The organism is Catellatospora paridis (assembly GCF_009720365.1).
Classification (GTDB): domain Bacteria; phylum Actinomycetota; class Actinomycetes; order Mycobacteriales; family Micromonosporaceae; genus Catellatospora; species Catellatospora paridis.
In genome coordinates this window covers 1-12,302 of record NZ_ML769317.1, presented here as the reverse complement: position 1 = coordinate 12,302, position 12,302 = coordinate 1, and the positions used below count along the sequence as shown (strand labels likewise).

General features: G+C 71.7%; 7 protein-coding genes. 4 read left to right on the top strand and 3 right to left on the bottom strand.

Annotated elements, in window-relative coordinates; all coding sequences use genetic code 11:
• Nucleotides 1-94 precede the first annotated feature (94 nt).
• Nucleotides 95-3,670: a LamG domain-containing protein gene (locus F9C41_RS18090; protein WP_230689713.1), complete on the bottom strand. Its 3,576-nt coding sequence runs from the start codon at nucleotides 3,668-3,670 to the stop codon at nucleotides 95-97.
• A 639-nt stretch (nucleotides 3,671-4,309) separates the two neighbouring features.
• On the opposite strand from F9C41_RS18090, the gene F9C41_RS18085 reads away from it, so the two are divergent.
• Nucleotides 4,310-5,743 carry a hypothetical protein gene (locus tag F9C41_RS18085; protein WP_155388012.1) on the top strand — a complete coding sequence of 478 codons (1,434 nt, stop codon included), beginning with the start codon at nucleotides 4,310-4,312 and terminating at the stop codon, nucleotides 5,741-5,743.
• A 60-nt stretch (nucleotides 5,744-5,803) separates the two neighbouring features.
• On the opposite strand, the gene F9C41_RS18080 is transcribed toward F9C41_RS18085, so the two are convergent.
• Nucleotides 5,804-6,658 (bottom strand): class I SAM-dependent methyltransferase, encoded by an 855-nt coding sequence (locus F9C41_RS18080; protein WP_155388011.1) that lies wholly within the window; start codon nucleotides 6,656-6,658, stop codon nucleotides 5,804-5,806.
• Nucleotides 6,659-6,790: 132 nt separating this feature from the next.
• On the opposite strand from F9C41_RS18080, the gene F9C41_RS18075 reads away from it, so the two are divergent.
• Nucleotides 6,791-9,853 (top strand): ATP-binding protein, encoded by a 3,063-nt coding sequence (locus F9C41_RS18075; RefSeq protein WP_196279827.1) that lies wholly within the window; start codon nucleotides 6,791-6,793, stop codon nucleotides 9,851-9,853.
• Nucleotides 9,854-10,095: 242 nt separating this feature from the next.
• Complete coding sequence (locus F9C41_RS18070; RefSeq protein WP_155388009.1) at nucleotides 10,096-10,497, top strand: hypothetical protein; 402 nt, start codon at nucleotides 10,096-10,098, stop codon at nucleotides 10,495-10,497.
• Nucleotides 10,498-10,527: 30 nt separating this feature from the next.
• Here F9C41_RS18070 and F9C41_RS18065 read toward each other — a convergent pair whose 3' ends face one another.
• Nucleotides 10,528-10,749, bottom strand: a complete 222-nt coding sequence (locus F9C41_RS18065) for a hypothetical protein (protein ID WP_155388008.1) — start codon at nucleotides 10,747-10,749, stop codon at nucleotides 10,528-10,530.
• Nucleotides 10,750-10,914: 165 nt separating this feature from the next.
• On the opposite strand from F9C41_RS18065, the gene F9C41_RS18060 reads away from it, so the two are divergent.
• On the top strand, nucleotides 10,915-12,216 hold the full coding sequence (locus F9C41_RS18060) for a PQQ-binding-like beta-propeller repeat protein (protein ID WP_155388007.1): 1,302 nt from the start codon (nucleotides 10,915-10,917) through the stop codon (nucleotides 12,214-12,216).
• Nucleotides 12,217-12,302 lie beyond the last annotated feature (86 nt).

Sequence of the window (12,302 nt, the reverse complement as noted above, 5' to 3'; positions counted from 1 at the left end):
TCTTTTGATCGGGCCCCCGCCCCGGGGCGGGGCCGCCGCGCCCGGCACCGCGGGGGGGCGGGGGCCCCGGGGCCCCCGCCACCGCCGGTCACTGTCAGGGCTGCTGCACCTGCGAATCGTGCAGGGTCAGCACCTGCGCGTCGGTCATCGCGCCCTGCCAGGCCTGCACGTCGTCGATGCCGCCGACGAACACGTCGGCCTCGTTGCCGTGCCACAGGGTGCGGCCGATGGCGAGGTGGCCCGTGGCGTTGAAGGGATCGAAGGGCACCGCCCGGGTCTGGCTGAGATGCCCGTTGAGGTACAGGCGCATCTCGTGCCGGACGGCGTCGTAGACCGCGGTCAGGTGGGCCCAGTCGTTGACGGCCTGCGCCTGCGCCGCGGTGACGCAGGAGGTGACGTACGGGTTGACGTCCTCGTCGGTCAGGCAGAACTGCCAGGTGCCCTGTGAGCCCTGGTACTTGAGCCAGAACGCGCTCTCGAGGGTGCCACGCTGGGAGACCACGGCGTAGTTGCCGGTGTCCAGGTCCAGACGCGCCCACGCCGAGACCGTGAACGACTGGTCGGTACGCAGCACCGGCGTGTTCTGCCAGGTGGTGAACTGCTGGCCGTCGCCGTTGGGCGGGGTCATGCCCGTCTTGTAGGCGCTGCGCCCGTACTCCGAGCTGACCTCGACGAACCCCTCCTCCGGGAAGTACTCCCGGTCGATCTCGACGCCGAGGGAGCTGCCGGGCCGTCCGGCGCCGGTCGCGGTGCCCCGGGTCAGGGCCAGCCAGCGATTCCACGCCCGTCCGTCAGGGGCCTCGCAGGTGTCGCGCAGGTCCGCCATGTAGCACGGCACCGCGGCGCTGAAGTCCCACGACGCGACCTCGAGCGGGGTCACCATGCCGGGCTCGTCGTAGCCGCCCGAGAACGGGTCGGAGGCGAGCTGGCCGGTGAAGTCGTGTGGCACCAGGACCCGGTCGTACACCTGCACGTCGGCGATCTGCCCCGACCAGAAGTTGGTGAGGTTGCCGTTGTAGTACTCGCGGCCGATGGAGATGTGCGAGCGCAGCGGCCACGCCTGCAGGCCGGTGACCGTCGCCGAGCCCGCGGCCACGCCGTTGACGTAGATCGTCGTCTTGCCGCTGGCCGCGTCGTACACACCGGCGAGGTGGGTCCAGACGCCCATCGTCACCGGCACCGACGAGTAGGCCAGCCCGGTCTCGGCGGGGCTGGCGGTGTCGCTGGTGTGCAGCCACATGCCCCACTTCTTGACGGAGCCGCCCCAGTAGCCGAGCACGAAGCTGTCGTTGAGGTCGCCGTCCTGGACGACGGCGACCTTCGCGCCGGTCGGCAGGGCGTCGCCCGCGTTGCCCAGCTTCACCCACGCGGCGACGCTGAACGACTTGGTCGGGTCGATCAGCGGCGCGTCGTTGAACACGCGTGAGGTGGTGCCGTTGAAGGTGGCGGTCTGGCCGTCGACCAGGTGCACGTCGTCGGTCCAGTTCATGTCCACCGGTGTCAGTGGTGTGTCACCGGCCAGGGCCAGCGCCTGGTCGTCCAGGGCGGCGGTCTGGTTCACCCCGGGGTAGGTCTCCAGGCCCCAGCGGGCGAGCGGCGGCTTCGGGCGGGCGACGGTGAACTCGACCGAGCCGACGCCCTCGTTGAGGGTGGCGTCGACGGCCGAGACGTTGAGCACGTTGCGGCCGAACTTCGGCACGGTCACGGTGACCTGCGCGTAGCGCGGGCCGGTGCCGGTGCCCTGCGCGGTCACCTCGGTGGTGGCCGCGCCCCAGCCGTACTTGAACTTGGTGACGTCGGTGTCCGGGGACTCGATGCGGAAGGTGCCGGCCTGGCCGGGGCCTGCCGGCATGGTCACCACCGTCGTGGTCACGACGGGCTTGGTGTTGTCCAGCTTGAACTGGCACCACGGCGACCACGGGCTGTTCATGAAGTACGGCGAGCGGTCGGTGCTCATGGCCCGCACCGCGTAGGTGACGTTGGGCAGCGCCGTGACGCTGTTGCTGGTGGCGCGGGAGTTCGGGCTGACACCGGTCTTGTTCGGCGGTGCCGTCTCGCGGGTCGGCGAGGTGTCGGTGACCGCGGTCATGCCACCGGCCGGCACTTTGATCCATTCGAAGCGGCCGGTGAGCGAGTCGTCGTTGTCGCCGTCGGGGAACATGGCCGAGAAGGTCGGCGCGGTGGTGCCGATGGTCAGCACACCGGTGGCCGGGCAGACCACGCCCGCGACCTGCAGGGTGTTGGGGGCGGTCGGCTTGGTGTCGTATTCGACGAACAGCTTCGCGAGGTTGGGCTTGAACTTCTTCCACCGGTCCTGGGTGGACTCGCCCGACCCGTTGGCGTCGCGCGCGGTGAACCCGAACGTGATCGTGTTGGCGTTGGCGGTGGCCGCGCTCTGCACCTGAGTGGTGACGGCGCTGCTCATGTACTTCATGACCATGTCGTCCTGCGGCGAGTCGGAGCAGCCGCCGGCCTCGTTGGCGTGTCCGGACGCGTCGTCGGAGAACGCCAGCAGGCTCATCTTCGAGTAGGTGGCCTTCATCGTCGCGTTGATGACCGACGTCTGGTGCATCGAGGAGACGGTGTTGCCGCACGACCAGGAGTGGGTCAGCATCATCTCGACGTAGGCCGACTCGATGTGCTTGCCCTTGAGCGACACGTTGTTGGCCGTGGTGGAGAACTCGAAGAACGAGCGCCACAGCGCGCCCGTGTCGGGGTTCAGGCCGACCCGAGCCACGGTGTAGTCGGTGTTGCTGGAGTTGTCGTTCGTCGCGTACGCCCACTTGGGCTTGTCGACCGACCAGAGCGGGTCGATGAACACCGGGAACACCGCGTCAGGGGCCTGCAGCAGCTTCAGGTCCGGGCGCAGCACCAGGTTGCGGCCGCTGAGCGCGACGTCGACCTTCGCGACGCTGGCGGCGTCGCCGGCTACGGCGGCGGTCGAGCGGCTGCCCGTCGCGGAGCGGGCCGGCTGCCGGTCGCGTGGGGCGGTCCTGGAGGTGCGCGAGTCCCACATGACGGCGGGCTCGGCCATGGCCAGCAGCTGACGGCCGGCGACCGCGCGCAGCGCACCGTCGGCGGCGTGCTCGATCTGGGCGTCGCCGCCGAGCGCGAACTCCACGGCCCGCAGCTTCGGGTTGGCGGCCGCGGCGGCGGTCTTGACCGCCAGCACGTGGCTGAACCCGGTGTCGGTCGCGCGGACCACCAGGTCCACGTCCGGCAGCACGTTCGGGTAGGTGACCGTGTCGGCGGAGGCGACCGGGGCGGGCAGGGCCCCGCCCGGCCACGACATCGTCATGGTCTTGCCGTCGCGGGTCAGCGTGACCAGCGGTCCGGTGCCACCGCCGGAGAACGCGACGTCGGCCACGGCGGCACCCGGCCGCCACCGCCCGTCGGCGCCGCGCTGCAGGCCGAGGTCGACGTCGGCCCATGCGCCGTTCCTGCGGACCCGCTGCGGCACGACCGCGGACTCGAACGTGCGGCGGCCGTCAGCGTGCACGGTCACCTGCGAGGTCTGGGTCCTGGTCGAGTCCGCGACGACGGACCTGCCGCACGCGGCAGCCATGGCCGCCGCGGCGTCCTCGGTGGGAGCCACGTCCGTACACGCCGGTGCCGCCGCAGCGGCGGCCACCGGGACCGAACTTGCCGCGACGCCTACCGTCGCGACCATGGCAGCGCCTGTCAGCGCCGCAAAAAGGGTACGCCAAGTAACCCTCACCACCGACACCCCGTTTCGTTAGGTGGATGAGCGCCGGCCATACAGCCGGCGCGCACAGCTAAACGGGACGCCGTTGCCCTGTAAAGGCCTGGGCGATCTTGACAGCATTCGCGAACGTCGATGCAATGGGTGCCTTTGCGGCCGGCATCGAAATAACTTCTTGCGCAACTAAACCGCGACCGGACGAGGATCACCGCAACCGATCCACTGCGGCGTCGATCGTGGTCGGCACGCCACTTCACGAGCAGCGACACGCACCGGGCCGGTCGTCGACTCGACCACGGACGCGGGTGACACACATCGATTCACGGCGTCCGCCGTAGGGCGGGAATGGCGTATCCGGCCAGCGCCGAATACCGATTCCGTCGATGACGATGTGAACCGGGGTCCCGGTTGGTCCGTTACCCGATCGTTATCCACAGCCGGTTCCGTCACCCGCTGTTCACGGCCGGAACCCACCGGATGCACGCGGACCGCCCCGACATTCCGGTCAACGAGCTACCTGGTGGAATCCCTAGTAGACGAGCCCAGGGCTATCGGAAAATCGACTCGCCGCCGATCCGCGCAGGACCTGCTGCCACCGTCGGGTCCATGAACGCCCACCCCCTCCCCCACCGGCCGGGCACCCCCACCCTGCGACGGATCTCCCTGATAATCAGTGCCGGCATCCTCGGCGCCGCCACGCTGTCCGCTCCCGCCGCCGCGCAGGAGGAACCCCCGCCCCGCCACCGCGACGTGGTACGCCTCTGCGACCCCACCGGTTGCTACATGGCCTGGGGCGTGGTCGACTCCGACCACGACGGCGTCTGCGACGCCGACGAGCTGATGGCCGGCTCCGACCCGTACGACCCCAACAGCCGCCCGCTGCTCACACCGGTCCTCGATCTGGCCGTCGAGCACAAGCTGCCCTCCTTCGAGAACGGGCGCGGCATCTTCATCGCCATGCCCACCGAGATCGTCAAGGCGAGGGAAGAAGCCGGCCAGGACCCGCTCGGCGCCTTCCCGCTCGGCGGCCGCAAGGACGCGATGACCCGTATGGGCCTCACCATGGGCGACGTCGAGACGGCCGGCCTCGACCTCGACCGCGACGGCTTCACCGTCGGCCTCGGCACCACCAGCATCGGCGGCAAACCGGCCGGCCGCCGGACCCACGGCATGGACGCCTCGCTGGTCAGCGCGGGCAGTTCACCCGTCTACACCTTCGGCTCCGAGCACGGCGGGGTCAAGAACAGCAAAGTCATCGACGGCGGAACAGGCACCCACGTCGACTTCAACGACGGCGCCAGCAGGACCGTCACCCAGGACCCCGGCAGCGGCGACGTCACGACCACCCGCACCAACAGCGACGGTTCGGCCGGCCCGAAGACCGTCACCCAGCACCGGGAGTCCTCAGAAGGCGGCACCACCACCCACGAGTCGAAGAGCACGACCACCGACCCGGTGACCGGCGACGTCACGAACGTCACCTACGTCAAGACGGAGGACTCCCGCGGCGGTGGAACGACCACCACCACCAAGAGCACCGAATTCGTCCGCGACGGCGACGGCAACCAGATCGGCACCGTCACCACCACGGTCGTCGAATACATCTCCGCCGACGGCGACTACGGCTCGACCACGACCGTCGTCGAGGCGTGCACCTCAGGCGGCAGCTGCGAAGAGGTCGCCTCGGACTACGAGGACTCCGACACCCCCGACGACGAGGAGTACGTCAACCCCGAAGCCGACACCACGATCGTCACCTACGACGTCGTGGAGCAGAAGCTGAAGCTGCGGGGATCCGCCATCAACGTCGTACGGGGCTGGACGGCGCCCGGCTACGAGGAAGAGCCGCGCAACCCCGCCAACCCCGGCCTGATCGCCCTGATCGACTCCAACCTGGTCGAGACGTTCGTGCTCGCCGAACCGGCCCGGACCACGAAGGCACAGCCGGAGACCTACCCCGGCCTGCCCAGCCCGGTCCTCGCCGCACCCGGCGGACCCGGCGGCGACGAAGGCTGCGCCTTCCGCGTCTGCGAAGGATGACAGCGTCGGCCCCCGCTGGCACTTCAGTGGGGGCCGACGTTCACCGGCAGGGCGCGGCCGTCAGCGGGTCGCCGACACCACGAGCATCTCGCAGGGCCCGACGAAGCCTGCCGGGCCCTCGAACGCCGCCAACTCGGCGGTGATCTCCGCCCAGGCTTCGTCTCGCTCCGCCGGCGACAGCCCGGCCAGCATCTGGTGCAGGGCGCCGAACGACTCCCGCTCGAACCGGACGCAGTCGGCCGCAGACGGCAGCCGCACCGGCGAGTCGACCGCATCGACGGTGATGTCGTGGAACCCGGCACGGGCGAACGCGTCCTGCGCCGCCCCCGGCGCACCGAGGCTGAACGGTCCCGGCTGACCCGGCAGCGGCGGCGGCAACGCAGCCCGACGCCGGATGATCCCGACGGGCACGGAGAAGAAACCGTTGCGGTCGCCGCCGGAGTAGACAACCGCGGCGACCCTCCCCCCGGGCCGCAGCGCGGTGCGCATCCCCGCCAGCGCCGCCTGCTGATCCGGGAAGTAGATCAACCCGACCCGGGAGATGACCGCATCGAACGACGCCTCGGGCACGTCCAGGCGCTCCCCGTCCAGTTCGAGGACCGCCACGTTGGACAGCCCCGCGTCACGCGCAGAGTGCTCCGCGTACGCCAGGATCGCCGGCGAGATGTCCGTGGCCAGCACCTGCCCAGCCGGCCCGGCCCGGTGCGCGGCGGCCAGCGTCTGCCCACCCGCCCCGGCGGCGACATCGAGAACCCGGCTACCGGCGGTGATCCCCGCCGCGTCGAGCATCCTTTGCGTCGCTGCACCGAGCCAGTCCTCGATGAGCGGCCCCCACCGGTGCCAGGCCTCAGCGGCGTCCTGCCACTGCTGCCGAGTGGTGGACTTGTACACCTGCGGGTCGAACGTCGTCGTCACGGCTACTGCCCTCCGGAAATCATCCGCCGGTCCTGTCCTGTCACTCCTCTACGCGCCAGAACGGCACACGCAACCGCCAGAAAACGCCTGGCACTTGCCGACCAGACGCCGAAGCTGCGCGACAATGCCCGGGTGTCCACCTTCGTCGGCCGCCAAGACGCGCTGTCCCGCCTCGCGGCCGCACTGGCCGCGACCGCCGGCTCCGGCTGGCGCCGACCCGCACTGGTACTCGTCAGCGGCGAGGCCGGGATCGGCAAGACCGCGCTGCTGGCCAGGTTCACCACCGACGCCACCACCGCAAGCACCCGCACGGCCTGGGGCACCTGCTGGAACGGCGAGCAGGCACCCGCGTACTGGCCGTGGACCCAGGTGCTGCGCTGCCTGGACGACCACGATCGGCAGCCAGGACCGGCGGCCACCGTACCCGCGGCAAGCCTGCTCAACGCAGGACCGGCGGGCGGCGACGGGACCACCGGCCGGCTACGCGTCTTCGACGCGGTCGCACGCACACTGGCAGCAGCCGTCCGTCAGGGACCCGTGGTGGTCGTCCTCGACGACCTCCAATGGACCGACGACGCCAGCCTGCAACTGCTGCGGTTCCTCACCGGCATGACCTACCCGGGCGCGCTGCTGCTCCTGGCCGCCTACCGCCCCGACGAACTCGCCGGCCCAGCCGCCACCACGATGGCCGACGTGGCGTTGCTGGCCGAACGTCTGCCACTGCGCGGCCTGTCCCCCCAGGAGATCACCGAACTGGTCCACGCCGTCGCTGGCGCCGATGCAGCCGACCAGTGGGCCCCGGTGGTACATGAACGCAGCGGCGGACACCCGTTCTTCGCAGCCGAACTCAGCCGGCTGCTCTCCGACGGCCCCGCGGCCGGCACCGTACCCGCCGCGGTACGGGAGGTCATCGCGCGACGCACCTCCCGGCTGTCAGCCGACTGCGCCCGCCTGGTCGAAGCCGCCACGGTCGGCACCGGCACGCTACTGCCCGACGTGCTCGCCCAGGTCACCGAACAGCCGCCCGCCCGCATCACGGAACTGACCGAACAGGCCACCGCCGCCGGCATCCTGACCTCCGCCGCCGACGGGACCCGCTTCACCCACGACCTCTACCGCGAATCGATCTACTCGGGAATGTCCACCGCGCAGCGCCTGCACCTGCACGCCCGGTTCGCGGCAGCGCTACAGCGCCGACACGAGCGCGGCGGAACCGTGTTCGCCGCCGAGATCGCCCACCACTGCACCGCCGCCCTACCGCACACCATCACCCCAGCACTGCTCTGGGCCCGCCGCGCCGCACAGGCCGACGCCGAGCGGTACGCGTTCACCGACGCCGCCGCCCACCTAGGCCGCGTCCGCACCGCCGCCCTGGGCACCGGCGCAACCCTCAGCGACACCGACCACGTCGACCTGCTCACCGCCGAAGCCGACCATCGCCTGCGCGCCGGCGACACCGCAACAGCACGCGACCTGCTCGACACCGCATGGCAGCGCGCCCGGCACACCGGCCACCCAGCCCTGATCGGCGCGGTCGCGCTGGGCATCGACCGCATCGGCGCCCGCTTCGCCATGCCACGCACCGACCTGATCAACCGCCTCGAACAGGCCCACCACGCCCTCGCCGGCACCACCACGGCCACAGAAGCACAGGTCACCGCTGCGCTCGCCCGGCAACTGCAACACTCCGTGCCCGCCGACCGGCCCCGCGCCGCACCGCTGGCCGAACACGCCATCGCCGTCGCCCGCCACGTCGGCGACCCGGCCACCCTCGCCGGCTGCCTACTCGCCCAACACGACGTGCTGTGGACACCGGGCACCGCAACCCGCCGGGCCGAGATCGCCACCGAGATCGGCGAACTGTCCCGCCAGGCCCACGACCCCGAACGCCAGACCCAGGCGCTGCTGCTCACCGCAACCGCGCAACTGGAGACCGCCAACCCCGCCTTCCGGGCCACCCTGCACACCTACGACCACGCCGCCCGGCAACTGCGCCAGCCCCGCCACGACTACAACCTGCACATCCGCCGCGCAGCGCTCGCCCTGCTCGACGGCGACCTGGCCGCCGGCGAACAGCTCAGCGCCCAAGCCGCCGCGCTCGGCGAGGCCGTCGGCGACGCCGACGCCGGCAACGTCCGCATGTCGCAGCGCCTCGAGATCGTCCGGGCCCGCGGCGACGCGGCGCAACTGCGCGACACCGCCGCCGAAGCCGTCTTTTGGTGGGTCGGCGCACCCGCCCACGCCCACGCCGTGGCCGCCGGCTTCTACGCCCGCGCCGGCGACCTCGACCTCGCCAGACGCGAACTGGACACCGTGCTCGCGCTTCCGGACTGGCGCACCGACCGGTCCTACCTGTGGTCGGTGTTCGTCGGCGAGCTCGCCACCGCCGCCATCGCCCTCGACGACCGCCCGCTGTGCCGGCAGCTGCTCGGCGACCTGCTGCCGCTGGCGGAGACCTGCGCCGTGAACGCGGCACTGGTCGCCTTCATGGGCGCGCACGCCCACCGGATCGGCACGCTGCACGCCGCCCTCGCCGAGCAGGCCCCGGCCCGGCAGTGGCTGGGCCGCGCCGCCCAACTCCACCGACGGCTGGGTGCCCGAGGCTGGCAGGCAGAATCCCACGCGGCGATCGCCGCACTGGACACGCAGCCACGAAAACAGCCCCCGCCGCGGCACCCTGACGGCGAGGTCGCGCTGCAGCGGGTCGGCGACTTGTGGCAGGCCCGATACCAAGGCCGGACCGCGTTCCTGCGCGACTGCAAAGGGCTGCACGACCTCGCGTCACTGCTCGCCGCACCGGGCATCGACCACCCCGCGCTCACCCTCGCCGGAGCCGCCGCAGCCGCCGCCGACCGCGCCGATCCGGTGCTGGACCGCACGGCACTGGCGGCCTACCGGCGGCGGCTGGCGGCGCTCGAGCAGGAACTGGCCGACGCCGACGCCGATCACGACCTCGGCCGCCGGCGCGTCGCAACCGACGAGCGCGAGCAGCTGCTCACCCAGCTGCGCCAGGCCACCCGCCCGGACGGCCACAGCCGGCCCCTGGGCGCGTCGGCGGCCGAACGTGCCCGCAAGGCGGTGACCGCCCGCATCCGCGACGCGATCATCCGTATCCGCGAGGCGCTACCGGAGCTGGCCACGCACCTGGACCGAACCGTACGCACCGGCAACACGTGCCGCTACGACCCGCGGTAACAGCTGGCGCACCGCAGACTCGTCCACGGCGCGCACCCGCAACTCCAGCGTCAACGCCCGATCGCCCGAAGTCGCCTGCTCGCAGCCGCCGCAGCACCCGTCGCCGACCCGATTCCTGCACAGGCCTCGCCACCAGCCGAGCGTTCCGACACCGGGCAGCCCACCCGGGCAGCCAGGAACACCGATCGGTCCGGATCCGTTGCGGGACAGCGCTCGCCGCCTCCGAGTGCCCATAATGGAGTGTGGCTCCGCGCCGGTACTGCCGCATCGCGGCCGTCGTGTTCTTCCTGTTCGCCGCCTACCCGCTGGTCGTCAAACTCGCCGAACACCGGCTCGCACACGACTGGGCGCACGTGGTCCTGCACCTGCTGTCCATGCTGGCAGCCGCCTATGCCGGATGGCTCGCCGCGACAGAACTACCGGCCCGGTTGTTCACCTGGGCGGTCGGCGTCGGATACACGCTGCTCGGCACGATCGGCTGGTTCATCGACGGCCTGCTCCTGACGACACCCGTGGCGATCCCGCTCGCCCCCGTCGACAACGTCTTCCACCTCGCCCTCGGACTGGCCGCCCTGGCCGTGCTGGCCCGCGACCGGCACGTCCGCACCGCCGTCGGCACGAGCGGCCGGCCCGGACGGCGGTAACGGCCGCGCCGGTCGTGGAGTCCGCAGTCCTCAGCCGGGCAGCAGCACGGACACCGCCGATCTGAGCAGGAACGGCATGTCGCTGGACTGCTCCTCGAACCAGTCCATCTGCCGGTCGGCGATCCAGGCGAACAGGCCCAGCGGGCCGAGGCAGGCGACCGCGACGACGCACACGATCGCCACCGCCGCGACGGCCACGATCACGGTGATGTTGCGCGCGGTGTTGTCAGGCTGCGGAGGGGTCGGCGTCACGGGCGGCAGCATAGGACAGCCACGCACCCCGCGCATGCCCGTGGCGCCAGGCACAGAACGATGGCAACCGCCGGTACGCCCCACGGCGTTCCACCACGCGACGGCAGGCCGCCCCGCGGCGCCGCCTCACACAGGCGCGATCCGGCGGACAAGGAAGCGGTGACGGTGAACGGCGAACCGACCGGCGCGACCGCGGTCATCGACCTCGGCGCGGGCTGGCAGGACCACCAGCCCGGACCCGACCGGCCGGGCCTGCGCGCCGCGCTGCGCCCGCTGACGGCCCTCGTCGCCGTGGCCCTGGTGCTCGCACTGGGCGGTGCGGCGACAGGACGCCGCCTGGACGAACTGGCCGCCATCACCCTGTCCCCGCAGGGCGACTTCCAGATCATCGGCGACGTGCTGGTGGTACGCGACGCGGGACGGCTCGCCGGGTACAGCCTCGACGACGGCACCCAACGCTGGAACATCGCACTGCCGGGAACAGCGGGCAGCGGCCTGACCCCCGCCGGGACCGTGCCCGGCCTCATGGTGACCGAGATGCAGGACACCGCCACGAACCGCCGGACCACCTACGCCGTCGACGTCGTCACCGGGGCGATCCGATGGCAGGACGGCCTGCCCATGACACCGCTCGCCGACGTGGCGGTCGCCATCTGGTCGACCAGCGAAGACCGTGCCTCCATGCAGGTCACCGTCCGGGACGTGCGCACCGGCGGGCCGCGCTGGAGCGCGCAGAACGTTCTGCCGGCGATCGACTACACGGCCGCTTTCCGCGACCAGGGCCAGGTGCAGATCTGGACGCTGCAGACCACCGGCGAGCTGACCTCGCATGACCTGCGCGACGGGCGGGTGCTCCGCCGCCACCGGGTGGACCTGGGTGGAGCCGTGCCCGTCGACTTGAACATCATCGGCGACGAGCTGGTCCTCGAGACAGTGGCGGGCGACGCGAAGACTATGGCCCGGTACTCCACCGCCGACCTGACACCCATCCCGCTCACGGCCCCGTTCGTGCGCCGCACCGAATGCGGCGCGTTCTGGTGCGTCTCGTCGCAGTCGGCGGAGCAGGAACAGGCGGTGAACCCGGTCGAGATCGTGGACAAGGCCACCGGCGTCGTACGCCGACGTTTCGCCGGGGGCAGCTTCGTCGTGCCGACACCCCTCGGTCTGCTGGTAGCCGGCCCGGATCCGGGCTCGATCGGGTCTCCGGCCACCGCGCTGCTGGACGCCTCGACCGCGCGCCCACTGCTCGACGTCGCGGGGTGGGAGGTGTACTTGGCCTTCGCCGCGTCGGCGACCGTGCTGGTCCGCGGGGCCGGCCCGGGGCCGGGCCAGGTCGCCTGGCTGACGCCCGAAGGCCTCGACCTGGCACAGTTGCCCGTGCCCCTGGAAAGGTGCGCCTTCTCGGCGCGGGCGGTCGCGTGTCCGCGCCCCGCTGGCATGCTGACCATCTGGCGTCTGACCGGCTGACACAGCGGCGCGTCCACGACCGAGGCGTTGGACCGGTCGGCGTCGCCCGGAAGGCGCCGCCCCGGGCAACCACCGCCCCGCAGCCG

Bases quoted from the DNA above. Each gene is read 5' to 3' on its own strand.
- F9C41_RS18085 (WP_155388012.1), top strand. From the start codon at position 4,310: ATGAACGCCCACCCCCTCCCCCACCGGCCGGGCACCCCCACCCTGCGA.
- F9C41_RS18090 (WP_230689713.1), bottom strand. From the start codon at position 3,670: ATGGTCGCGACGGTAGGCGTCGCGGCAAGTTCGGTCCCGGTGGCCGCC.